Raw genomic sequence first — 24143 nt, 5'->3', positions numbered from 1 at the left:
TCACTCCTTGGTGGCTCCGGCCAGCAGGCCGGAGATGAACTGGCGTTGCAGTACGAGGAAGAGGGCCATCACGGGGATGGCCGCGATGGCGCTGGCCAGCAGCACCTGCGCGTAGTTGGTGGTCGAGAGGCCCTGCAGGGTGGCCGTCGCCACGGGCAGCGTGTACATCTCGGGGCTGCGCAGCGCGATCAGCGGCCAGACGAACTGGTTCCAGCCGCCGAGGAAGACGAACAGCGAGAGCGCGGCGATGATCGGGCGGTTGACGGGGATGACGATCCGCCAGAGGACGCGCAGCTCGCCCGCGCCGTCGACGCGGGCCGCGTCGAGGAGTTCGTCGGGCATGGAGCGCAGTGCCTGCCGCATCAGGAAGATGCCGAACGGGGTGACGAGTCCGGGCAGGATGACGGACTGGTACGAGTCGATCAGGCCCAGGTCCATCATCATCTGGAAGATCGGGATCAGCATGACCGTGTCGGGGATGACCAGGGTGCTGAGGAGGAGGACGAAGAACAGGTTGCGTCCGCGGAAGTCGAACTTGGCGAAGGCGTACCCCGCCAGGACGGACACGGTGACGGCGCCGAGGGTCTGGAGACCCGCCACGAGCACGGTGTTGAGCAGGACCCGGCCGAGTCCGATCGAGTCCTGGAGGCCCTGGAGGTTCTCCATGAGGTGGCCGCCCGGGAGCAGCTTCGGGGGCCATGAGAAGACGTCCTTGTCGTCCTGGGTGGCGGCCATGGCGAGCCAGTAGAACGGGCCGACGCAGAGCCCGAAGGCGCCCGCGAGCAGCAGGGTGAGGAGGGGACCTCGGGATTTCATCGGCGCTCTCCCATCAGGCGGACCTGCACGATGCCGAGCACGGAGACGAGCAGCGCGAGGGCGTAGGCGAGGGCGGAGGCGTAGCCGAAGTCGAAGTACTTGAAGCCGTTGTCGTAGAGGTACATGGTGACCGTGAGGGTGGCGTTGTCGGGGCCGCCGCCGGTGAGGACGTACGGCTCGTCGAAGAGCTGGAGGGTGCCGATGGTGGAGAGCACCACGGTGAGCAGGAGGATCGGCCGCAGCTGGGGCAGTGTGATGGAGAAGAAGCGGCGGATCGGGCCGGCTCCGTCGACCATGGCGGCCTCGTACAGTTCCTTGGGTACGCCCTGGAGTCCGGCGAGGTACATCACCGCGTTGTAGCCGGTGTAGTGCCAGGTGAGGACGAGGACGACACCGACGCGGGCCCAGAAGGGGCTGCCGAGCCAGTTCACCCGGTCGATGCCGACGAGGGAGAGGGCCCAGTTCATCAGTCCGGCGTCGCGGTTGAGGATGACGGAGAACATCACGCCGGCGGCGACGAGGCCGGTCAGTGACGGGACGAAGACGCCGAGCCGCCAGAGCGGGCGCAGCCAGACCTTGGCGGAGTTCAGGGCGAGGGCGACGAGCAGGGCGAGGCCGAGCATCAGCGGCACCTGGACGACGAGGATCAGCGCGGTGTTCTTGAGCGCGGTCCAGAAGAGGGGGTCGTCCAGGAGACGGCGGTAGTTGGCGAGGCCGGAGAATCGGCGGTCGTTGCCGTTGCCGGTGGTGAGGCTGATCCAGAAGGAGGCCGCGATGGGGTACGCCTTGAAGGTGGCGAACCCGAGGACCGCGGGCATGATCAGCAGGTACGGCACGGAGCTGCGGGTCAGCCGGCGGCGGCCGGAGCCGTGCTGACGGCGGCGGCCGAGGGGGGATCCGGCGGGGTGGCCGGGCTGGCCGGTGGAACCGGTGGACCCCGTGGTCTTGGCGGTCTTGGCGTGGACACGAGCCGCCCCGGTGTCCGTCGTCGTGGCGGCCGTCGTACCTGCCGTGGCCCGGGGGTTGTCGGGGGCGCGTTCGAAGGGGGTGACGGACATGGTCAGGCCGCCTGCTGACGGCCGGTCTGCTGGGCGAGCCGCGCGGCGGCGGCCTTGAGGGCGCCGGCCGGGTCGGCGCCCTTGAGGAGCACCTGGCTCTGGGCGTCGCTCGCGAGCTTGAGGGCTCGGCTGTAGTCGCTGGTGAAGTTGGTCGCCTCGGATCCGGAGGAGAGCGAATCGACGAGCGACTTCAGCACGCGCTGGCCGCCGTAGAAGGGGTGGGGCGCTTGGAACATCGGGTCCGCGTAAGCCGCCTTGAGGGCGGGGAAGACGCTGCCGGAGGTGTACATGCGGTTGATCTCGGCCGGCTTGGTCAGCGCGTGCTCGATGAAGCGCCAGGCGGCCTTGCGGCGCTTGCTGGTGGCGGAGACCGTGAGGTAGGTGGAGTTGACGATGGCGCTGCGTCCTCCCCCGGGGACGGCCGCCGGCGGCTGCATGACGCGCCACTTGCCGCTCTGGGCGGGGAACTTCTCGGCCATGTACCCCACGGCCCAGGCGGCCTCCGCGGCGGTGGCGAGCTTGCCCTGGCTGATCAGCCGCTTCCAGGTGCCCTGGCCCGCGGTGTCGGCGAGCAAGCCGCCGTCGTTGAGCCGCTTGATGACGGTGAGGGCCTTGACGGCCTCCGGGGAAGCGAGGGTGACCTTGCCCTCGTGGTCGAAGTAGAAGGCGCCCTGGAGCTGCATCAGGTTCTGGAAGAAGTCCATGTCCTGGGTGGTGCCCGGCTTGTCCAGCCCGATCAGCTGGGCGCCGGTGGCGGCCAGGATCTTCGGTCCGGCGGCGATCAGGTCGTCCCAGCTGGTGAGGGAGGCGGGGTCGACGTCGGCCTTCTCGAAGAAGTCGTGGCGGTAGAACAGGCCGAGGGGGTTGACCTCCCACGGCAGGGCGTGGACGGCTCTGTCCTTCCCTGTGACGGTCGGCCACAGGCCGTCGGCGAAAGCGTCCTTGTACCTGTCGGCGCCGAACCGGGACAGGTCGGCGATGCCCTCCGGGAACTTGTCCAGGTAGCCGGGCAGGTAGTCGACGCCGATGTGGAGGACGTCGGCGAGGCCCTTGCCGCCCGAGGCGAGGCCGACCGTGATCTTGTCCCAGATGGCCGGTTCGCCGACGTCCTGGATCTCCACCGTGATGCCCGGGTTGGCCCGCTCGAAGGAGGGCACGACGCCGCGCAGGGCCTCCGCCGCTGAGGTCCAGCTCCAGACGGTGATCTTCCCGCTGTCACCGTCGGCGCCGGAGGCGGCGCCGCCGGATCCTCCGCTGCCGCAGGCGGCGAGGCCGAGTCCGGCGGCGGAGGCGGTGGCGAGCTGGAGGAGGTGGCGGCGGCTCAGGTGGTGGGACATGTCGGCTCCTGGAGAGGGGTCGTGCGGTGGGTGAGGGTGCGCAGCGCGTAGGCGAGCAGGTCGGCCGCGGCGCCGGGGGTGGTGACATGGGGGGACATGCGGATCCACTCGCCTCGGCGGGTGGTGATCACACCGGCTGCTTCGAGCGACCGGTGGACGGTGGCGGGGTCGTGGCCCGGGAGGCGGAACGCCCCGATGCCGGCCCGTTCCCCGGGGCCGAGCCCGTCGAGGAGGACCTCGGCGCCGGCCCGCCGGGCGCGGTCGAGCAGTTCGGCGAGGGTGGTGCGGATACGGGCTCCGACGGCGGGCGGGCCGCCCTGGGCGAACAGGTCGACGACGACCGCGCCGAGGGCCGCGGCAGCCGGGAAGTCGGGGTTGGTGGCGAGGTGGGCGGCGGCCCCGGGCAGGGGTGGCGCCGGGTGCCGCGAGGCGAAGGGGTCCGTGACGCCGGCCCAGCCGCCGAGGCCGGGCGTCAGATGGTCGGCGCAGCGGTCTCGGATCATCAGGAGGGCGGCGCCCCAGCCTGCCCGCAGCCACTTCTGGGCGCCGCTGACGAGGATGTCGGCGGCGTCGGTTTCGAGCGGTACGGCGCCGAGTCCCTGGATGGCGTCGACGATCAGCAGGCGGTCGGGCCCGAGGACCTCTTTGAGGGCGCCGAGCGGGGCGACGTGCCCGGTGAGGGAGTCGACGGCGCTGACGGCGAGTGCGGTGACGTCGGGGGTGAGGTGGTGGCGCAGGAGGTCGGGGGTGATGTGGCGGTGCCGTACGAAGTCGGGGGCGGCGCCTGCGGGGCTTGGCCGGGAGGGGGCGCCGAGGTGGTCGGTCGGGCCGATGATGCGGACGTCCGGGCCGCCGCGGCCGGAGAAGCGCAGCCACGGGTAGAGGTTGGCGGGGAACTCGCCGCGGGGCACCAGGAGGGTGCCGGGTCCGCGCAGTGCGGCTGCGACGGTGAAGAGGCCGTTGCTGGTCGACGGCGCGAAGGCGATCTCGTGGGGGCGGGCGTCGAGCAGGCGGCCCGCGACGTCCCGTGCGGCGTCGCTCAGCGCGAACATCCGGTCCAGGTCAGCGGGGGCCGCGCGGGTGGCCAGCGCGGTCGTGGCGGCCAGCGCGGCGGCGGCCGGCCGCGACAGCGGGCCGACGCGCGCATGGTCGAGGTAGCCCTCCGCGGGTCCCTGAGGAGCCTGGAGAGCATGAATTTGATCGTTCAAAATTTGCCTTAACAGAAGGTTTCCAGCAGCTGTCTCCGGATTTGAAGGTTCACATTAGGGCGGAGGCGGCGAGCCGACAAGGGTTCGGACGGCACAGAATCCCCCGCCGGCGTCGCCGCGCTCGTACCGGTCGCCCTACGGCGCCGAAGGCGGTGTCCAGGACGGGTTGCGGCCGCTCAGGCCCACCGTGCGGTCCAGCAGGGGGGCGGCGGCCGGGACCAAGACGACGGGGCCGAAGATGCCGCCACCTCGGTCCCCTTCCTCCGCCGCCGCCTTCAGGAACGCGTGCGAGGCACGCAGGGCCGTCAGGTCGGGTGCGTACTCCTGGCCCGTGGCCCTGGCCAGGTCCCAGCCGTGGACCACCAGTTCGTCGACGGCCACCACGCCCGCGATCTCTCCGGGCAGATCCACGCCGCCCGCACGGGTCATGCCCGTCCAGGCGGCCGGGTCCCGCCAGGCGTCCGCCAGTTCGTCCAGGACCCGGGGCAGTTCCACGCGCCAGTCGGCGGGCAGCGCCGGCCTGGCGGAGCCGGGGGCCGAGTTCGTCGTCGTGCCCAGCTCCTTGCGCGCCGCGTCACGGAACGCGGCGGCCAGGCCCGTCAGATGGCCCAGCAGTTCACCGACCTCGTAGTCCGGGCAGGGCGTTCGGTCGGAGAGCCGAGCGTCCGTGACGCCCGCCGCGAGGCGGGCCACGATCCTGGCCTGCGGTCCGAGGTCGAAGGTCGCCGTGTCGGTCATCTGCCGCTCCTTGGAGTGTGACGGTTCCGGAGGGTGGACCGGCGACGGCACCCGAACTCATCGGTCGGCGGGACGCGAGCTTCCCCGGGGCCGGGGAACACCGGGTCGCCCCCTCCGACGCGCCCCTCGGCCTCTGCTGCCGTCAGCCCTCGTCCGCCAGTGCCGAGAGACCCTTGGCCAGGTCCTCGGGGTTCATGACCGGCGAGTAGTGGATCTTGGCGTCCAGCCCGAGGAAGAAGGGCTCCGAGACCTTCGGCAGCTGGGAGGGCTCGACCAGGTCGAAGAAGATGTACGCCGTCCGACAGCCGTTCTCCACCGTGAAGTACGCGGCCTCGGGCTTGAGCGCCTCCATGGAGCTCTCCATCGCCTTCTGCAGGGTCCCCTGCCGGATGGCCTCGTTGGAGGCCTTGGTGTCCATTTCAACCTTCAGCAGCATGCGCATGATGCGGCCTTTCCCGACCGGGCAGGCGCTCCGTGCGGTACGCCCACAAGCCCCGGACGCTCCCTTCCAGCGTCCTCCTTCCCCATCGGACGGACCACTCGACGGACCGGCCCGCGCGCCGATTCATGGGGGCGCGTCCCCGGCGGCCCGGGTCAGCCGGTCGTGCGCCCCGGAGCGGAGGTGCGGGCCGCCGCGAGCAGCGTTTCCCGGTCCACGAGTTTGACGCGCGGGCGTCCCTGGCGGCGGCCCGCCGCGCGTTCGGCCTCGTCGATCGCCCGCCAGCCGTCGAGGCCGAGGGCGTCCCCGAGGTCCGAGGGGGCCGGCGCCGGGGCGGTGAGCCGGCCGGCTTCCCAGTCGTCGAGGAGCACGGCGACCGTCTCCTCCGCGCAGGACTTGTTGGTTCCGATGAAGCCCGTGGGGCCCCGTTTGATCCAGCCAGCCACGTAGACGCCGGGCTCGACGCGGCCCCGCTCGTGGGGCACCGTGCCGGTCGTCCCGTCGAACGGGAGCCCTGGGACCGGTTCGGCGCGGTAGCCGATCGCGCGCAGGACGAGTGACGCCCCGAGGGTCTCGGTGTCCTGGGTGGGTACCGCGCGTACGGTTCCGTCCTCGGTGCTCAGTGCGGTGCGTGCCACGGTCAGACCGGTCACCCGGTCGTCGCCGACGATCCGCGTCGGCGTGGTCAGAAAGCGGAGGACCATGCGGCGCCGTCCCGGCACACGGGGGCGGGCCGCGAGTTCGGCCAGCACCTTCGTCTTGGGCGTGGCGTCGGCGGGGACGTCCGCCGGCCAGCCCGCGACGACGACGTCGATGCCGTCGAGGGCGGCGACCGCCAGCAGCTCCGGCAGGGTGAACGCGGCCTGCGCCGGTCCACGGCGTCCGAGTACCACGACCTCCCGCACGCGGCTCGCGCGCAGCGCGGCGAGGGCGCGGTCGGAGATGTCGGTGTGCGCGAGCGTCTCGGGATCGGCGGTGAGCACCCGCGCCGCATCCAGGGCCACGTTGCCGTTGCCGACGACGACGGCGCGTTCGCCGTCCAGCGGGTAGGTGGCGGTGCTGTGGTCGGGGTGGCCGTTGTACCAGGCGACGAAGTCGGTGGCGGAGGCGCTGCCGGGCAGTTCCTCGCCTTCGATGCCGAGCCGCCGGTCCGTGGCCGCGCCCACGGCGTAGACCACGGCGTGGTGGTCGCGGACCAGGTCCTCGTGGTGGAGGTCGCGGCCTATCTCCGTGTCGAGGCGGTAGGTGAATCCGGGCTGGTCCTCGATGGCGCGGAAGAGCCCGGCGACGCGCTTGGTGTCCTGGTGGTCGGGTGCCACCCCGGCTCGGGCGAGCCCGTACGGGGTGGGCAGCCGGTCGTGGACGGTCACGCTCACCCCCGGGTGCCGCAGCAGCTCGTCGGCGGCGAACAGGCCCGCGGGTCCCGCGCCGACGACGGCGACCCTCAACCCGTTCGCCTCCACCCGGCGTTGGGGCGGCACGAGGGCCATGGGGGTGCGGTCGGGGTGCGGGTCGGAGGCGTAGTAGGCGCGGTTCAGTTCCAGGAAGGGCAGTTCCGCCTCGGTGAGCCGGGTGTGCGGCTTCAGCGCGTCCACCGGGCAGGCCGTGGTGCAGGCCCCGCAGTCGACGCAGGTGCGGGGATCGACGTACAGCATCTCGGTCTGTCCGAAACCGGGTTCGCCGGGGGCGGGGTGGATGCAGTTGACCGGGCAGGCCAGCACGCACGAGGCGTCGGCACAGCACGAGCGGGTGACGACGTAGGGCATGGGGAGTGGTTCTCCGTTCATGGGTGGCCGGTGTCGTCGGCGCGTCGGGCGGGACTTTCCGGGCACTGCCCAGGGGTGTCTTGTCGATCGGGCCGGATCAGGGCCCACGAGCCCTGCATGATCCGCCGGACAGGCCCTAGACGGTCAGCCGGGAGGGTTCGCCCCGGTAGCGGGACGGGCGGCCGTCGATGCGGAGCGCCTTCCAGACCGGGCGCGACGCCTTGTTCATCAGGCCGATGTCCTCGGCGAGCGTGCGGACGTCGGCGAAGAGGTCGCGCAGCAGCTTCTCGCCCTCGGGCGACTTCCAGAAGATGTCCTTGATCACCCAGTGGGGCACGCCGATCGCCTCGGCGGTCTTCCGGTCGGGGACCACGATGACGTCCCCCAGGACGCGCATGATCAACGGGAAGGCGATCGACAGGGCACCCTTGCGCGCCCTGCCGAAGCCGGGGACCTTCGCGCGCAGGAACTCGTGGGCGAAGGAGATGTGACGGGCCTCCTCGGCCACGTGGATCTGCATGAGGCGTCGCATGAGCGGGTGCATGTCCTCGCCGCTGCGCAGGATCGCCTTCTGGAGGTGGTCGATGGGCTCCTCGCCGGCGAGGACGCCGGTGAAGAACGACTCGGGGACGAGGGAGCCGGCGAGCGGCAGGAAGCGGCTCATCACGCGGAAGGAACGCCGGCCGCCGGGCACGTCGGCGCCCGAGCGGTTCACGAACTCCTGGAACATCTGGGTGTGGTGGCACTCCTCGGTGACCTCGTGGGTGAGGTAGCGGAACTCCGGGTTCTGGTTCCGTAGCGCGAAGAGGTAGTCCATCACCCCGCGGATCAGGACGTTCTCGAACTGCATGCCCACCTTGACGATGTTGGCGTACCGCCAGAGGCCGATCCTCGCCCGGACCTCCAGGGGCTGTTCCCGGTACCACGGGTGTCCGCCGAGGGGGTCGGCGGCCGGGAGGACCCAGCGGGGGTCCGTCGGGTCGATGGCGTGGTCGGGGTTGTCCCAGTCGATGTCGGTGAACGCGTCGAAGTGGATGTGCACCGAGGCTTCGGACAGGGTCTGAAGCCTCTCGTGGTAGGTCTCTCGGCCGGTCGTCATCGTCCTTGTCCTCACCCTCGTCACCCTCGTGCCGGTGATCGTCCCTGTGCCTGCGACTGTGCCTGTGCTGTTTCCGGGGTCGTACGGTCGAAGCGGAGCGCCCGGTCCTCGATCGGGGAGCGGCTCAGGGCGCGGCGGTCGCGGTAGTAGTCGTTCCGGATCCGCCACGGGTCACGGGTGCCCTGGCGGGGCATGATCGTGTCGCCGCGCGCGATGTATCCGGAGGCCAGCGACTCCCCCATGACGGACACCGTGGAGCGGTCGGCCTCGGCGGCGACGGGGGTGACGCTGGTGTGTCCGTGCCGGTCCATGTGCGCGAGCAGCCTGCTGACGTAGCCGCTGGCGAGGTCGGCCTTGAGGGTCCAGGAGGCGTTGGTGTAGCCGATGATCATCGCCAGGTTGGGCACGCCGTCGAGCATCACCCCCTTGTAGAGGAGGTGGTCGCGGGTGACGACGGGCTTCCCGTCGACCGCCATCTGCATGCCTCCGGCGAGCTGCATCCGCAGGCCGGTGGCCGTGACGACGATGTCGGCGGGGATCTCCTCGCCGGACCCGACTTTGACGCCGGTCTCCGTGAACGTCTCGATGTGGTCGGTGACGACGGACGCCCTGCCGCTCCTGAGCGTCGTGAAGAGGTCGCCGCCCGGCACGACGCAGAGCCGCTGGTCCCAGGGCTTGTACGCGGGGGTGAAGTGGCGCATGTCGACGCTCTTGCCGAGACGTGCGCGCACCCCGGCGAGGAGGATCCGGCGCATGGTCCGGGGCGCCTTGCGGGAGAGCGCGTACAGGCCGCGCTGGAGCGCGATGTTGCGGGCGCGCCCGATCCGGTGGACGAGCCGCGCGGGGACGCGCAGCCGGCGCAGGACGACCGAGACCGGGTCGTCGGCGGGCAGCGCCATGATGTACGTGGGTGAGCGCTGGAGCATGGTGACGTGGGCGGCGGCGCCGGCCATCGCGGGTACGAGGGTGATGGCGGTGGCGCCGCTGCCGATGACGACCACGCGCTTGCCGGTGTGGTCGAGGTCCTCGGGCCAGTGCTGGGGGTGCAGGAACGTGCCGCCGAAGCGTTCTTCGCCGGGGAACTCCGGTCGGTGGCCCGCGTCGTAGTCGTAGTAGCCGGTGGCGCCGACGAGGAAGCGGGCGGTGCGGACCTCGGTCGCCCCGGTGGTCTCGTCCACGGTCTCGACGGTCCAGCGCCCCTCGTCGCTCGACCAGTCCGCCCGGACGGCCCTGCGGCCGAAGAGGATGCGGTCGCCGACACCGTGTTCCTCGGCCGTCGCCCGGACGTAGCGGCGGATGTCCGAGCCGTCGGCGAGCACCTTGGTGCCGTGCCAGGCACGGAAGCCGTAGCCGAAGGTGTACATGTCCGAGTCGGAGCGGATGCCCGGGTAGCGGAACAGGTCCCAGGTGCCGCCGATCGCGGCGCGCCGTTCGAGGACGGCGTAGGTGGTGCCGGGGTTGCCGGTCTCCAGGTGGCAGGCGGCGCTGACGCCGGAGAGGCCCGCGCCGATGATCAGCACGTCGACGTGTTCGTACTCCATGTCCATCCCCCCTCTGTCGCCGACCGGCACGTGTCTCGTGGCGGGCGGTGCGGCGCGGGACCGGCGCCGCGGCCTCCGGGTGCGTTCCTACGGTACGGAGGTGGAGCGGCCGGCCCTGGGTCGGTGGGAACTCCCAGGCCGGTGGGAACTCCCGGGCCGGTGGGAACTCCCGGGCCGGTGGGAACTCCCGGGCCGGTAACGGGAATTTACCTGTGTCACCGCGTCCAGGGTACCGACGGTAACGTGATCTGCGCCACCCCCTTGCGGAACGGGGAGCCCAGGGTCGCGCCGGGCCCGCCGGGTACGATCCACGCCGTGGCGGAGAGACACATGCGCAACGACGGCAGGCCGGACGGCCGGGACACCCGCTGGACCGGCCACCGCGCCGAGCGGCGCGAGCGGATCCTCACGGCCGCACTCACCGTCATCTCCCGCGAGGGCACGTCGGTCAGCGTCGCGGCGATCGGCGCCGAGGCCGGGATGCCCCGCTCCGTCGTCTACCGGATCTTCCCCGGCCGCGAGGATCTGGACGAGCGGATCCGGGCCCGCATCCTCGACGACCTGATGGCCGCGCTGTCCCCCGCGCTCGACCCGAAGGGCACCATCCGGGGGGCGATCGAGCTCGCGGCGAGCACATACGTGGGCTGGGTGGCGGAGCACCCTCGGCTCCATCAGTTCCTCGGCACGGGCCCGCAGGGGCTTCCCGTCACCGGCTCCCCCGCCGTGACGGGTACGCGCACCGCCGTCGCGCGCGACCTGGCGCGGCTCCTGGACTCGTACGCCGTCCAGTTGCTCGACGGGGGGCGGGCGCCGGCGGGTTTCAGCCTCAACCTGGCGTTCGGCATGGTCGGGCTGGTGGACGGGGTCGTCAACCACTGGGCCGCCCATCCCGGGACGCGAAGCTCCCTCGACGACCTGACGCACTTTCTGAGCGACGCGCTGTGGGGCATCCTCTCGGCGGCCACGCCACGGCTGGGGCTGCGGCTCGACCCGGACCAGCCGATCGGGCCGAATCCGGAGGTGCCGCCCGGCACTCCCCCGCTGTCGGAGAGCCGGGCGGGCGGAGCGGGGCGGCGCTGACCGGGCCGATCGGGGCCACGGCGGCCGGGATGGGGGCCGGTCAGGGCGGGGCGGCGCGGAATCGGGGGCGGCCGGGGCGATCGAGGCCCTCGACGAGGCCCGGATCAGGATCCGGCCGACCACCCACTCCGAGGAGTCCCACCTCGCCCTCACTCGCGACCTGTTGGCGAAGGTCCTGTTCGCCCGGCGCACCGAGTGAATCCGCGCCGACGGGAGCGACGAGTAAACAGGTGTGCGATTGCCGGTCGCGCGTGATAGTCACTACCTCCACGGGGAGGGTGATCACTGGCCTCCCCGCTCGGACACTGCAAGGGGTGGGGACATGGCGTTGCTGGGTGACTGGGGGGTCACGCTGGGGAAATGGGCTGGACGGCCCCCCGCGCGCGTGGAGAAGGACTCCGGCGATCCCACCGTACGACAGGTGCGGGAGGCCGCCGAGGCGGCGGACTGGGCGACGGTGCGGGAGGTGCTGGAAGAGCGTCCCGAGAGCGAGGGCCGCGTGAGCCTGCTGTGGGCCGTCGGCGAGACCGCCGGGGCGGAGCGCTGGCTCTCGCGCGCCGTCGAAGCGGAACCGGAAGCGCCGCTCCCTCGACTCGTGGCCGGAATCCGTCAGATCAACTGGGGCTGGGAAGCACGTACCTCGGCCCGCGCCTCGCAGGTCTCGCGCGAGCAGTTCGAGGTGTTCCATTCCCGTCTGCGCACCGCGGAGGAATGGCTGTACGAGGTCGCCGAGCGCGAGCCCGGGTGGGTCTCCCCCTGGTACGCCCTCCAGGTGACCGGACGCGGCCTCGAAGTGGGCCAGGTCATGGCACGGCGCCGTTTCGAGGCGACCGTGCGGCGCGACCCCCAGCATCTGCAGGCGCACCAGCAGCAGTTGCAGCAGGTCTGCGACAAGTGGGGCGGTTCGCACGAGGAGATGCACGCCTTCGCCCGCGACGCCGCCTTCGGCGCCCCCGGCGGCACGCTGCTCGGCCAGCTCGTCGCCGTCGCCCACATCGAGGAGTGGCTCTCGCTCGACTCGGGGCCGGACGCCGCGTACATCCGTCGCGACGATGTGAAGGCCTCCCTGCACCGGGCCGCCGAGCACTCCTACCGGCATCCCGACTTCGTCCGCAGCGGCGGCTGGACCCAGGTCCTCAACACCTTCGCCATGGCCTTCTCCCTCGCGGGCGAGCCCTCCGCCGCCCGCGAGTGCTTCCGGGCCACCGAGGGCCGTGTCACCGAGTTCCCCTGGTACTACCTGGACGGGTCCGAACCCGCCGCCGCCTACCGAAAGCTCCGGTCCGCGGCCGGGCGCTGAGACGCCCACGGGGCCGGGCACACGCGCCTCCCGCCCGGCCCCCGTCGTCGGCGCGCTCCCGCGCACCACGCCCGACCACTCCCGTCCGTCCCGTCGCCGGCGCCCTCAACGCGCCGGCGCGACCACCGAAAGACTCCGCCAGGTGCCCCACTCCGAATCCGCTCACACCTTCCAGGTCGACCTGCGCGGTCTGGTCGACCTGCTCTCCCACCACCTCTACTCCAGCCCTCGCGTCTATCTGCGCGAGCTGCTCCAGAACGCCGTGGACGCCATCACCGCACGGCAGGCCCTCGACCCCTCCGCGCCCGGCACCATCACCGTGCGCACCGGTGACACCCTGACCGTCACGGACAGCGGCGTCGGTCTGACCGAGGCCGATGTCCACCGCTTCCTCGCCACCATCGGACGCAGTTCGAAGCGCACCCCCGACGGCGTGCTCGACGGCCCCGGGCTCGACGCCGCCCGGGGCGACTTCATCGGCCAGTTCGGCATCGGGCTGCTCGCCTGCTTCGTCGTGGCCGACGAGATCACGGTGCTCAGCCGGTCCGCGAAGGACCCGTCGGCCCCCGCCGTGGAGTGGCGCGGCCACTCCGACGGCCGCTACACGATCCGGGCCCTGCCCGCCTCCGCCGTGCCCGAGCCGGGCACCACCGTCCGGCTCACCCCGCGCGCCGACAACGCCGAGTGGACGCACCCGGACCGGGTCGTGTCCCTGGCCCGGCACTACGGCGGCCTCCTGCGGCACGAGGTCACCGTCGTCGACCAGCGCGGCACCGGACACCGCGTCAACGAGGCGCCGCCGTGGGACCGCACCCACCGCTCCCCGCTCGCCCGGCGCGAGGCGATGACCGCGTACTGCCGCGAGCTCTTCGACTTCACGCCGCTCGACGCGATCGAGCTGGACCTGCCGGCGGCCGGACTGCGCGGCGTCGCCTACGTCCTCCCCACGGCCGTGAGCCCGGCACAGCGCAGGGGGCACCGCGTCCACCTCAAGGGCATGCTGCTCACCGACCAGGCGCACGAACTGCTGCCGGAGTGGGCCTTCTTCGTACGCTGCGTGGTCGACACCACGAGCCTGCGGCCGACCGCGTCGCGGGAGGCGCTGTACGAGGACGGCACCCTGTCGGCCGTACGGGACGCCCTGGGCGAGCGGATCCGTGACTGGCTCACCGGGCTCGCCGCCAGCGATCCGTCGCTGCTGCACCGCTTCATCGACACCCACCACCTCGCGGTCAAGGCGCTCGCCCGGCACGACGACGAGCTGTTGCGCATCGTGCTGCCGTGGCTGCCGTTCGAGACGACCGACGGCAACGTCACGCTGGAGGAGTTCGCCCGGACGCACCCGACGCTGCTGGTCACCCGCAGCGTGGAGGAGTTCCGCCAGGTCGCGCCGATCGCGGCGGCGGCCGGCCTGGGCGTCGTCAACGGCGGGTACACCTACGACCGCGACCTGGTGCTGCGGCTTCCCGAGATCCGCCCCGGCACGGCCGTCACGGACCTCGATCCGGCGACCCTCACCGCCCATCTCGACGCCGTGGACCCGGCCGCCGAGCTGCGGGCCGCCGCGTTCCTCTCCCTGGCCAGGGAGACGATCGCCGTCCACGACTGCGATGTCGTCCTGCGGGACTTCCAGCCGGTGACCGCGCCCGCGCTGCTCCTCGACAACCGGGAGGCGCGGCACGAGCGGACCAGGTCGAGCATGGCCGCCGACAGCGACGGCCTCTGGGCCGACATCCTCGGCTCCCTGCGCCACGAGACCCCCCGGGCCCAGCTGGTCCTGAACCATCTCAACCCGCTGGTCCGGCAGGCGATCACGATCTCCGAGCGCGGGCTCGCCGTCACCACCGCCGAGGCCCTGTACGGCCAGGCCCTGCTGCTCAGCCGCCGCCCGCTCCGGGCGAGCGAGAGCGCCCTGCTCAACCGGGCCTTCATCGGCCTGCTCACCCACGCCATGCACGACCCCGACACGGCGGCGCCCGGCTCCGAGCCCCGGAAGGAACTGTAGATGCTGGACACCCCCGAGGCCGTCGTCGAGGCGCTGCGCGAGAACGACGAGCGCCCCCACGGTCTGCCGCGCACCGTGACCGCCGAGGAGCTGGTCGAGGCCGCCGAGGTCTTCGAGAAGCCCGATGTCCTGGTCACGGCCCTGCTGGAACTGATGGCGGCGTACGAGTTCACCGGTGAGCACCGCAAGTCGCCCGTGGTCTTCGCCCGGCTGCTGAAGCTGTGGGACACGGCCCCCGAGGCGTTCAGCGACTGGGAGACGCACCAGATCTTCTGGCGCTTCAAGTGGGTGACGACCTCGCTGCTCCAGGTCCCCGAGCTGCCGCTGACCGCCGTGCGCGGCTGGGTCGGGCAGATGCGCGAGCGGTACGCGGCGGCCGGGCACGGCATGCAGCCCGTCGCCGCGATGGGCTACCACCTCGCGTCCCACACGGGCACGGACGTCGCCGACGCGTACGACCTGTGGGTGACCCGGCCACGTACGCATCTCAGCGACTGCGAGGCCTGCGAGACCCGGCACCTCGCCCGGTACCGGACGGCGTCGGGCGACGACGCCGGGGCGCTCGACATCTGGCGGCCGGTCCTCGGCGGGGCCCAGAGCTGCACCGAGGAACCGCAGGTGAGCCAGGCGTACGCCCTGCTTCCGCTGTTGCGCCTCGGCCGGCTGGACGAGGCCCGCTCGCACCATCTCACCGGATACCGGCGGGTCCGGGGCAACACCGGCACGCAGGAGGAGGTCGGCCTGCACCTGGAGTTCTGCGCGCTCTCGCGGAACGAGGGCCGGGGCCTGGAGATCCTCGCGGAGAACCGTCCGCTGTTCGAGGCGACCGGCGCCCCGCTGGCGCACCTGGAGTTCCTCACCGGAGTCGAGGTGCTCGCCGTCCGGCTCGTCGAGGACGGGCACACGGACACGCCGGTGGCCGGCCCGCCCGGGCGGAACTGGACCGCGGGGACGCTCACCGCGCACGTCCGGGCCGAGGGCGACCGGCTCGCCGCCGCCTTCGACGCGCGCAACGGGACGCCGGCCGTGGGCGATCGGCGCCGGGCGCGTCTCGCCCGGCGGCCCCTGCTCGACGAGCCGCTGCCGCTGGGACTGCGTACGGCCGCCTCGCCGGGTTCGGCGGCTCCTGCGGCCTCGGTGAGGTCCGCGGCCGAGGTGGCCGAGGTGGTGGCGCCGGCCGGGACGAACGTTCCCGAGGACTTCTTCGAGCTGGTGACGGAGGCGCGTCGGCTGTCGCTGCTGGGGCATCCCGGGTCCACCCGGCTCTGGAAGCACGTCGCGGAGCGTTTCGCCGACGGCGGGACCACCTACGACGACCGGCTCGGCCCCGAGGACCGGCTGCGTGCGACGCTCGCCGAGCAGCGCGCGTACCAGCTCTCCGGGGAGAAGCGCGAGGCGGAGAGCATCGCCGAACTCGACCGTGCCACCGAGCTGTTCGAGCGGCTCTCGATGCCGTGGCACGCGCTGTCCACGCGGACGCGCGCGCTGGCGTGGGCGTCCGCGTCCGACGACGCCGAGGACCGTGCGGCGGCGGACGGCGCGGACACCGTGCCCGCCGACGGCACCCCGCGGAAGGACGCGGAGGCGCTCAGGGCCGCCCTCGACGCGGCTCTGGGCGAGGCCGAACAGCTGAAGGCCGAGGTGCCGTTCACGGGTGACCCGCTCGGCGAGGCGGAGGCGTCGTCCGGGGCCGATCTGGCGCAGGAACGCGTACTGGCCTACCTCGTCGTGCTGTACGCCGCGGCCTTCGCCGCCTACCACGAGGTGCACCGGCAGCTGCCCGACGCCTCCGAGGCCACGTGGGAGCGGTTCGAGGAGGCTGCCCGTACGCTGCGTACGGAGTCGGAGCGTCTCTCCCTGCCCCATCACACGGCCCGGGCACGCGAGTTCGTCGCGGACCTGGCGCTGCGGCGCGGGGACACGGTCCTGGCCGAGTCCGAACTGCGTGCGGCACTCCAGCACATCGAGGACTCCGGGCGGCCCTGGCGCGGTTCCCGCCCGCGCGCGCTGCTCGCGCAGGTCCTGCTCACCCAGGACGGGGCGGCGGAGGCCTCGGAGCTGCTGCACCGGTCGATCGCGGACGCGGTCCGCTACGACGACGTGGAGTTCCCGCTCGCGCCGACGTACTCGCTGCTCGGCCACGCCGCCTCGCACCTCGGGGACTCCGCCGGCGCGGTCCGCCATCTGTCCGAGGCCGCCGCGCGGTTCGACCAGGACGGGGAGCGCGAGGCGGCGACCGACGTACGGCTCCAGCTCGCCGACGTGCTCGCGCGCGGGGGGCAGCAGGCGGACGCGGTCGCCGTGCTGGAGTCCGTGCTCTCCGACGAGGCCGCCCCTTCGCTCGACGAGCGCATGCTGGCCCAGGCCCGGCTGAACCTGGCCCGGGGACTGCGGGAGCTGGAGGAGTTCCTGCCGGCCGCCGAGGAGTTCCTGCGGCTCGCGGACACCGTGGCCACGTGGGAGGGCGATCGCTCGATCCACACGCTGGTCGCCGCCGACGCGGCGACGGCCCTGGCGATGGGCGGCCGTTGGGAGGCGGCCGAACTGGCGTACGCGCGCGCCGTCGCGTCGCACGCCGAGGCGCCGAACCCCTCCCTGATCATCCACATGATGCGCGAGTTCGCCCGTCTCACCGTGATGGCGAGGGAGGCGGAGGGCGTGGACGCGGCGCTGCGGTACCTGGATGAGGCCGACGCCGTCCTCGCAGCCGTGCCGGAGGGCGGGGAGGGCACGGAGGAGTTCGCGTCCTGGTACGAGAGCGGCGAGGTGCACTACCGCCGGTCCCGGGTCCTGGCGGAGGCGGACCGTTTCGAGGAGGCCCTGGCCGAGGCGGAGGCCGCTGTCGCCGACCACGAGCGCGGCGGGCCGCGCGGTGAGCTTCCGCGCGCCGAGGCGGTCCGGTTCGCGGCGCTCGTCGAGGGGAACGGCCTGGGGCGGTTCCAGGGGGCCGTCGCCAGGCTCACGACGGCGGCGGAACGCTGCCGGAAGGCGGACCTCATGGAGGCCGCCGGGATTCTCGACTCGCTGCGCCGGGATCTGTCGTCGCGCCATTAGGGGCGAGCGGGGGCCGAAGCGGGGCCCGGCTCCGGGCAGCCGGCCCGTCAGCCGTCTCCGGGACCTCGTGGGTCCCGGAGACGGCCCCCGGTCGTCACCGTCTCGGGAAAGTTCGCAGGAACCCCTTCTCAGGCGCGGGTCCACCAAGAAGCATGATCCGGGGAGTGCCCGACCGAAGGAGGGTCCAATTGCGCGGCTACGGCGGCGTGCTCGTCGGCAGTCTGTTGCTCGCGCTGGTCAGCGGGCTGACCGGTCCGGCCTTCCTCCTCGTGGCGTACATCGCCTGGGCGGAGGGCGCCGACCCGGTCTGGGTGGTGGCCGCTGCCGCCGTGGGCCTCGTGGGTACGGCCATGATCCCCGTCTCGGCCGTGAAGGCGGCGCGCAAGCGGTTCCCGAGGATCACCTCCGGGGACCGCGCGAGCGAGCGGGGCGAGGCGTACGGGCCGGACAGCTTCGTGGTGTGGGCCCCGCGCTCCGGGCCGGGTCCGCTGGACGCGCGGCTGGTACGGGCGGATGTCCTGGAGGCGTCGTTCGTACGGTACGACCCGGACACGGAGGCCACGTACACCACGTACGTCGGCGACAACGACCCCTCGGAGGTCAAGCCGACGATCGGGCTGCGGCTCCGGGTGCACGACAACGGGGGGCGCGAAGGGGCGGAGTTCGGGGTCTTCGAGATCACCGAGGAGGTGCGCGTGCCGCCCCTGTGCCTGTCGGCGGTCACCGCGGGCCGGCTGGCCGTGCTCGTCGCGGACGCACCCCTCGCCGCCACCGATCCACCCGGCCGGAGGCCCGTGCCGCAGATCAGCGTCCTGTGGCCGCGCAGTCTGCTGCTCGCGGGGACGCGGACCTGCCGGGTGATCGGCCTGGACGGGGAGCTGACCGACGTGACCCGGCGGTCCCGGCGGCAGCTGGAGCAGATGCGCGTCTCGTGGTCGGTCGGCGGTGTCGTCATGGACGGCGACGTGATCGACCTCCGACGGCTGGACCCGGACACGGCGGCCCGTTACGCGGCCCTGGCGCACGGTCCCGGCGAGGAACGGGCGCCGGTGACCGCGCCGGGCGAGGAGGCCCGTCGGCTCGTGGAGTTCCTGCCCGGTCCCGGGGGCGCGTTCGGCTCCGTCGGCCGGCGGTGGTCCCGGCGGGGCGGCCGGCTGGTGCGGGCCCGGTTCCTGAGGATGTGCGGCACGACGACCTTCCAGGCGCACGGTCCGCGCCTGGACACCCTGATCCGGGTCGGTCCGGCGGACGGTGTTCCCGAGTTCGACGCGGAGCGGCGGGTCACGGTGCCGATGAACTACCTGGCGCTGCTCCACCACACCCGGGACGTGGTCCTCCGGGTGAGTCCGAACGGCCGCTCGTACGACGTCGACTGGCCCCGTACCAACCTGCTCGCCGGTGTCACCCCGGCGAAGGTCGTCACCCCCGACGGCCGGGAGCTCACGCTTCCCGTCCGCTCGGAGGCCCTCTGGCCGCTGATGAACCTTCTCGCCGGCCGGGCCGTCTCGGTCCCGGGCGCCGTCCTGGACCTGCGTCGGCCCCGGATGCGCGGGGTGGCGGACGATGTGATGGAGATCGTACGGGCCACGGGAGCGGACGTGGACGCGGCGCGGCTCCCGTAGCGGGGCCGCTACTGGCCGACCCGTCCGTCCACGCACTCCCGCAGCAGGTCGGCATGCCCGCAGTGACGGGCGTACTCCTCGATCCGGTGCACCATCAGCTCGCGCACCGCGATCCGCTCCCTCCCCAGGCGCGCGCCCAGATCCGGGTGCTCGGCCAGCGTGGTGTCCACCAGGGCCTGTTCGCGCTCCAGGTCGGCGAACGCCTCGTCGACCAGGGACTCTTCGGCGAGGGCTCCGTGGAAGTCCGCGTCCTTCGGGCCGTAGATCTTCGGAAGCGGTTCGCCGTCGGTGATCCAGTTGAACCAGTCCCGTTCGGCCTCGGCGAGATGCCGGACCAGACCGAGCAGCGACATCGTGGACGGCGGGACGGAGCGACGGGCCAGCTGCTCCGCGTCCAGGCCCTCGCACTTCATTCGCAAGGTGAACCGATAGCCCGTCAGGAAGTCGAGGAGCGTGGCGATCTCACCCTCGGGAGGGGGCCCCTCCTGCTCGCGGGGGTCGTCGTCCGGGTCGACCCACATGTCGGCGTAGACGGTGGCCCGGGTCCATCGCTCAGGTTGATCGCTCATGCGGCGCATGCTGATCCATCAGGCCCCCGGACCGCCACCGAATTTCGGCAGGGGCGGTCTCCGGACTCCGCAGGGCGGACGGCGGCGCGAACGGCGAGGCGTGCGAGCTGTGGACGATCTCCTTCACCGACGACTGGGAGGGCCGGCAGCTTGTCGGGGACCCCCCCTCCGAGTATCTTGCATTGCATGGTTCCTGGTAACGCAATGAACGAGACGGGCGGCAGGGTCCCCAGCCAGCTCCGCAAGGGAGTGCTGGAGTACTGCGTCCTCGCGCTGCTCAGGGACGAGCCGAAGTACGGTGTCGAGCTCGTCGCCGAGCTCTCCGCCGTGAGCGTCATGACCACCAGCCAGGGCACGATCTACCCCTTGCTGTCGAGGCTCCGGCGCGAGGGACTCGTCGACACCGAGCTGCGCGACTCGCCCAGCGGGCCGCCGCGCCGCTACTACACGCTCACCGGTGTCGGCCGGGCCTCCCTCACCGGATTCGCCCAGGCATGGCCGCTGTTCAGGGACGCCGTCGACCACTTCCTCACCGACCCACAGGGGGACTCCGCATGAACGCCATCGACCACCCGCTCGTCGCCGCGTACCTCGACGCCGTCGCGCGCGAGACCGCCCTGCTGCCCGCCGAGCGCCGGGCCGAACTCCTCGCGGACCTCCGCGAGCACATCGAGGCCAACGAGGCCCGGGACGACGACCAGGTCCGCGCGGTCCTCGCCGGACTCGGCGATCCCCGTACCGTGGCCGCGTCGGCCCTGGCCGAGGAGGCTCCGGCGGCGGGTACGGCCTCCCCGGCTTCCGGCTCCCGCGGTCGCACCCGGCTGACCGCGGTCCTGCTCTCGGTCTCCGGGCTGCTGATCCTGGTCGGCTCACTCCTGGGGACGGTCGCGCTGATCGCGGCCATGGTGCTGCTGTGGACCTCACCCCAGTGGGACAAGCGCGAGAAGGCCATCGCCACCGGCGCCTGCGTGGCCGTGCCGGTCCTGGTCTTCCTGGGCGCCCTGCTCGGGGCCGCAGGCCGGATCGGCCCGACGGAACTCCTGCTGGTCGCCGTGTTCTCGTTCGGCCTCCCGGTGGCCGGCGCCACCATGCTCGTCCGCGCGGCGCGCCGCTGAGCGCGGAGAGCAAGCGGAGCACCGGGAACAAGAGCAACATCGACGTCTCCGGCAACACGATCGGCTCCGGAGGGAGCCCCTTCGTCAGGGGCCCCCCGGAGCCGATCGCCGCCATCCGGACGGGGGCCGTCAGCCCGTGGGACCCGGTATCTGGAGGGCCTTGGCGTTGCGTTCCCAGCCGGACCAGAGGTCGCTGTCGACGCAGTAGCCGCATCCCGGGCCGAAGAACATCCCCCGGGCGTTCTCGTCACCGAGCAGCCGGTAGCGCAGCCACGCGGTGGTCGGCGCGCGGAAGTCCCCGCCGTCGCCGATGGAGCCGAGGTGGCCCGCGCCGCGGACCTCCCCGTACACGGCCGGGACATGGTCCGAGTCCCGGTACATCGCCTTCACCAGCGCGGGCCACACCGTCAGGTCGCGCTGGCCCGCCAGATAGAAGACGGGTTCGTCGATCAGGTCGGGGTCCGTCAGCGGCCCCGGCTGGATGGGCAGGGCCGTGTCGACCCGGGGGTCGACGGCGGCGTTGATCGCGGCAGCGCCGCCCTGCGAGTGACCGGCCGAGGCGATGTGCTCCAGGTCCACCTTGCCGTAGTACCTGCTGGAACTGTCCGCGTTGCGTTGCTCCAGGACGTCGATCCCCGCGCGCATGCTGATCGCGAAGTTCGACGTCGGCGTGTTGGCGGCGGCGACGATGAAGCCGTGGCTCGCCCAGTGCCGCAGCAGCGAGCTGTAGAAGCCGGGCACCGCGCCCGTGCCGTTGCCCCAGATGATCACCGGGTGCCGCTCGCCCGAGCGGCCCATGCCGGTGGGGCGGTAGAAGGTGTGCACCGCCTCGATGTCGACGCTCACCTCGTACGGGCCCGGCCGGCCCCAGTCGGTGCCGACGGAGGGGATGACCCCCGCCGTCGCCACCGCGTCGTCCACGGCCGCGCCCGCGCTTCCCGGCGTGGTGCACACCGCCAGCACGGCGGCGAGCAGCAGACCGCCGAGCAGGCGGCTCGTTCTCCCTGGCATACGAACTCCTTCACGGGTCCGGCACGTTGCGCGTCCTCGCAAGCGTGACCAGAGCCATGATCGAGCGCGCCGGGGCGGGTGTCTGTCCGCAGGAGCCCAGACCTCGCGCGGCCGGCTTGTGCAGTTGCCCATCGCGTGCGCGAACGCCCGCGGCCCCCGCCGAATCCAAGGTTCGGCGGGGGCCGCGGGCGCGAAGGGACGTCCGGCTCAGTTGGCGGCCAGCAGCTGGAGCGTGTCGATCACGCGGTTCGAGAAGCCCCACTCGTTGTCGTACCAGGCGACGACCTTGATGTGGCGGCCCTCGACGCGGGTCAGCTCCGAGTCGAAGATCGACGAGGCCGGGTTGCCGGTGATGTCGGAGGAGACGAGCGCGTCCTCCGAGTACTCCAGGACACCGGCGAGCGGGCCCTCGGCCGCGGTGCGGTACGCGGCGAGGACGTCCTCGCGGGTCACGTCGCGGGCGACGGTGGTGTTCAGCTCGACGATGGAGCCGACCGGGACGGGCACGCGGATCGAGTCGCCCGACAGCTTCCCGTCGAGGTTCGGCAGCACGTGGCCGATGGCCTTGGCTGCGCCCGTGGAGGTGGGCACGATGTTGACGCCGGCGGCGCGGGCGCGACGCGGGTCGCGGTGCGGGCCGTCCTGCAGGTTCTGCTCCTGCGTGTAGGCGTGCACCGTCGTCATGAAGCCGTGCTCGATGCCCGCGAGGTCGTCGAGGACCTTGGCGAGGGGCGCGAGCGCGTTCGTCGTGCAGGAGGCGTTCGAGACGATCGTGTGCAGATCGGCGTCGTAGGCGTCGGTGTTGACGCCGTACGCCAGCGTGACATCGGCACCGTCGGCGGGCGCGCTGACGAGCACGCGCTTGGCGCCGGCGTCGATGTGGGCGCGGGCGGCCTTGGCGTTGGTGAAGCGGCCGGTCGCCTCAAGGACGATCTCGACACCGAGCTCGGCCCAGGGAAGCTGCGCCGGCTCGCGCTCGGCGAGGACCTTGATGCGGCGGCCGTCGACGACGAGGGTGTCCCCGTCGACGCTCACCGGTCGGCCGAGGCGGCCGGAGGTCGAGTCGAAGGCGAGCAGTCGCGCGAGGGCGGTCGGCTCCGTCAGGTCGTTGACGGCCACGATCTCGAGGTCCGTGTCGCGCTCGAGCAGTGCGCGGAGCACGTTGCGTCCGATGCGGCCGAATCCGTTGATGGCGATGCGAGTCATGATTGGTGTCCCTTCAACTTCTGCGTCGCCTCCAGGTTCGCTCGCCGGGCGCGGCGCCGACAGAGGCGGGATCGCCACGGTCCGCAAGGATCGCGCCAAGAGCCCCGGGAAGCGGGGCCCGGGCGGCTATTCGCCCTTGGTGAAGGTGCGCCGGTAGTCGCTGGGCGTGGTGCCGAGGATGCGCTGGAAGTGCAGCCGGAGGTTGGCTCCGGTGCCGAGTCCTACGTCGGCGGCGATCTGTTCGACGCTCCGCTCGGAGCGCTCCAGGAGTTCACGGGCGAGGTCGACCCGGGCGCGCATCACCCACTGCATCGGCGTGTAGCCGGTGTCCTCGACGAAGCGCCGCGAGAAGGTGCGCGCCGACACGGCCGCGTGCTCGGCGAGCAGGTCGAGCGTAAGGGGTTCGCCGAGCCGGTGCAGGGCCCACTCGCGGGTGGCGGCGAACCGTTCGCCGAGCGGTTCGGGCAGGCTGCGCGGTACGTACTGGGCCTGGCCGCCGCTGCGGTAGGGGGCGGCGACGAGGCGGCGGGCCGCGTGGTTCGCGGCGGCCACGCCGAGGTCGCCGCGCAGGATGTGCAGGCAGAGGTCGATGCCCGAGGCCGCACCTGCGGAGGTGAGCACGCTTCCCTCGTCGACGAAGAGGACGTTCTCGTCGACCCGGACGAGGGGGCGTTTCGCGGCCAGGGCCTGGGTGTAGTGCCAGTGGGTCGTGGCCCGCTTGCCGTCGAGGAGTCCGGTGGCGGCGAGCGCGAAGGCGCCGGTGGAGATCGCGGCGAGCCGGGCACCCCGGCCGTAGGCGGCGACGAGGGCGTCGAGGACGGCCTGCGGCGGGTCTTCGCGGTCGGGGAAGCGGTAGCCGGGGACGAAGACGATGTCGGCCCAGGCGAGGGCGTCGAGACCGTCGGCGACGGCGTAGGAGAGGCCGTCGCCCCCGGCGACGAGACCGGGTTCCGCGCCGCACACCCTCACTTCGTACGGCATGCTCGCGCGGGTCGTGAAGACCTGCGCGGGGATGCCGACGTCGAGCGGCTTCGCCCCTTCGAGCACGAGGACGGCGACACGGTGGAGGCGGGGGGTGGGCGGCACGGGAAGAGCGTACGCGGGTCGGTGGACCGGCTGCTCGGCACGGCCGACGGCGGCGGATGAGCGGGCGGCGGGGCGGCGGCCGGGTGAACCGCC

General features: G+C 72.6%; 20 protein-coding genes. 7 read left to right on the top strand and 13 right to left on the bottom strand.

The window, feature by feature from the left end; translation table 11 throughout:
* From ABT154_RS09525 to ABT154_RS09485, 9 genes are all read right to left on the bottom strand, one after another.
* Positions 1-816 (bottom strand): carbohydrate ABC transporter permease, encoded by an 816-nt coding sequence (locus ABT154_RS09525; protein WP_351855005.1) that lies wholly within the window; start codon positions 814-816, stop codon positions 1-3.
* Positions 813-1874 carry a carbohydrate ABC transporter permease gene (locus tag ABT154_RS09520; RefSeq protein ID WP_351855003.1) on the bottom strand — a complete coding sequence of 354 codons (1062 nt, stop codon included), beginning with the start codon at positions 1872-1874 and terminating at the stop codon, positions 813-815. The genes ABT154_RS09525 and ABT154_RS09520 overlap by 4 nt, the downstream gene beginning before the upstream one ends.
* A gap of 2 nt (positions 1875-1876) precedes the next feature.
* Positions 1877-3211, bottom strand: coding sequence for an extracellular solute-binding protein (locus ABT154_RS09515; RefSeq protein ID WP_351855000.1), 1335 nt, complete (start codon positions 3209-3211; stop codon positions 1877-1879).
* Positions 3196-4419: an aminotransferase class V-fold PLP-dependent enzyme gene (locus ABT154_RS09510; RefSeq protein ID WP_351854998.1), complete on the bottom strand. Its 1224-nt coding sequence runs from the start codon at positions 4417-4419 to the stop codon at positions 3196-3198. Before ABT154_RS09510 ends, ABT154_RS09515 begins: the two co-directional genes overlap by 16 nt.
* A gap of 135 nt (positions 4420-4554) precedes the next feature.
* Positions 4555-5157 (bottom strand): TIGR03086 family metal-binding protein, encoded by a 603-nt coding sequence (locus ABT154_RS09505; RefSeq protein ID WP_351854996.1) that lies wholly within the window; start codon positions 5155-5157, stop codon positions 4555-4557.
* 142 nt (positions 5158-5299) lie between these two features.
* On the bottom strand, positions 5300-5593 hold the full coding sequence (locus ABT154_RS09500) for a hypothetical protein (RefSeq protein WP_502969472.1): 294 nt from the start codon (positions 5591-5593) through the stop codon (positions 5300-5302).
* A 158-nt stretch (positions 5594-5751) separates the two neighbouring features.
* The gene (locus ABT154_RS09495) at positions 5752-7362 is read right to left on the bottom strand and encodes an FAD-dependent oxidoreductase (RefSeq protein ID WP_351854991.1); all 1611 of its coding nucleotides are present in this window, start codon (positions 7360-7362) and stop codon (positions 5752-5754) included.
* Between the two features lie 136 nt (positions 7363-7498).
* A complete protein-coding gene (locus ABT154_RS09490) occupies positions 7499-8461 on the bottom strand; it encodes an AurF N-oxygenase family protein (RefSeq protein WP_351854989.1) in 963 nt (320 codons plus the stop codon).
* Positions 8462-8481: 20 nt separating this feature from the next.
* Positions 8482-10002: a flavin-containing monooxygenase gene (locus tag ABT154_RS09485; RefSeq protein WP_351854987.1), complete on the bottom strand. Its 1521-nt coding sequence runs from the start codon at positions 10000-10002 to the stop codon at positions 8482-8484.
* 315 nt (positions 10003-10317) lie between these two features.
* Between ABT154_RS09485 and ABT154_RS09480 the strand changes: the two genes are divergently transcribed.
* From ABT154_RS09480 to ABT154_RS09460, 5 genes are all read left to right on the top strand, one after another.
* Positions 10318-11082: a TetR/AcrR family transcriptional regulator gene (locus ABT154_RS09480; protein WP_351854985.1), complete on the top strand. Its 765-nt coding sequence runs from the start codon at positions 10318-10320 to the stop codon at positions 11080-11082.
* 322 nt (positions 11083-11404) lie between these two features.
* Positions 11405-12382: a hypothetical protein gene (locus ABT154_RS09475; protein ID WP_351854983.1), complete on the top strand. Its 978-nt coding sequence runs from the start codon at positions 11405-11407 to the stop codon at positions 12380-12382.
* 142 nt (positions 12383-12524) lie between these two features.
* Positions 12525-14387 carry an HSP90 family protein gene (locus ABT154_RS09470; protein WP_351854980.1) on the top strand — a complete coding sequence of 621 codons (1863 nt, stop codon included), beginning with the start codon at positions 12525-12527 and terminating at the stop codon, positions 14385-14387.
* Positions 14388-17441, top strand: coding sequence for a hypothetical protein (locus ABT154_RS09465; RefSeq protein WP_351854977.1), 3054 nt, complete (start codon positions 14388-14390; stop codon positions 17439-17441).
* Between the two features lie 188 nt (positions 17442-17629).
* Entirely contained in the window at positions 17630-19063 is a 1434-nt protein-coding gene (locus ABT154_RS09460; protein ID WP_351854974.1) for a hypothetical protein, read from the top strand.
* An 8-nt stretch (positions 19064-19071) separates the two neighbouring features.
* On the opposite strand, the gene ABT154_RS09455 is transcribed toward ABT154_RS09460, so the two are convergent.
* Positions 19072-19641, bottom strand: coding sequence for a DinB family protein (locus ABT154_RS09455; protein WP_351854971.1), 570 nt, complete (start codon positions 19639-19641; stop codon positions 19072-19074).
* Between the two features lie 177 nt (positions 19642-19818).
* Between ABT154_RS09455 and ABT154_RS09450 the strand changes: the two genes are divergently transcribed.
* Both ABT154_RS09450 and ABT154_RS09445 read left to right on the top strand, forming a co-directional pair.
* On the top strand, positions 19819-20190 hold the full coding sequence (locus ABT154_RS09450) for a PadR family transcriptional regulator (protein WP_351854968.1): 372 nt from the start codon (positions 19819-19821) through the stop codon (positions 20188-20190).
* Positions 20187-20747 (top strand): HAAS signaling domain-containing protein, encoded by a 561-nt coding sequence (locus ABT154_RS09445; protein WP_351854965.1) that lies wholly within the window; start codon positions 20187-20189, stop codon positions 20745-20747. The genes ABT154_RS09450 and ABT154_RS09445 overlap by 4 nt, the downstream gene beginning before the upstream one ends.
* Before the next feature lie 129 nt (positions 20748-20876).
* Here the strand turns inward: ABT154_RS09445 and ABT154_RS09440 are convergent, their stop codons facing one another.
* The 3 genes from ABT154_RS09440 to ABT154_RS09430 all read right to left on the bottom strand — a co-directional run bounded on the left by ABT154_RS09440 (position 20877) and on the right by ABT154_RS09430 (position 24050).
* Positions 20877-21758 (bottom strand): alpha/beta hydrolase family protein, encoded by an 882-nt coding sequence (locus ABT154_RS09440; RefSeq protein WP_351854962.1) that lies wholly within the window; start codon positions 21756-21758, stop codon positions 20877-20879.
* A gap of 207 nt (positions 21759-21965) precedes the next feature.
* Complete coding sequence (gap, locus tag ABT154_RS09435) at positions 21966-22964, bottom strand: type I glyceraldehyde-3-phosphate dehydrogenase (RefSeq protein WP_351854959.1); 999 nt, start codon at positions 22962-22964, stop codon at positions 21966-21968.
* A gap of 126 nt (positions 22965-23090) precedes the next feature.
* Positions 23091-24050 carry a GlxA family transcriptional regulator gene (locus ABT154_RS09430; RefSeq protein ID WP_351854956.1) on the bottom strand — a complete coding sequence of 320 codons (960 nt, stop codon included), beginning with the start codon at positions 24048-24050 and terminating at the stop codon, positions 23091-23093.
* Positions 24051-24143: the final 93 nt, after the last annotated feature.

It is taken from the genome of Streptomyces sp. NPDC001728 (assembly GCF_040297565.1).
GTDB lineage: Bacteria > Actinomycetota > Actinomycetes > Streptomycetales > Streptomycetaceae > Streptomyces.
The sequence above is the reverse complement of the archived record's forward strand: the minus strand, read 5'-3'. Positions and strand labels throughout refer to the sequence as shown.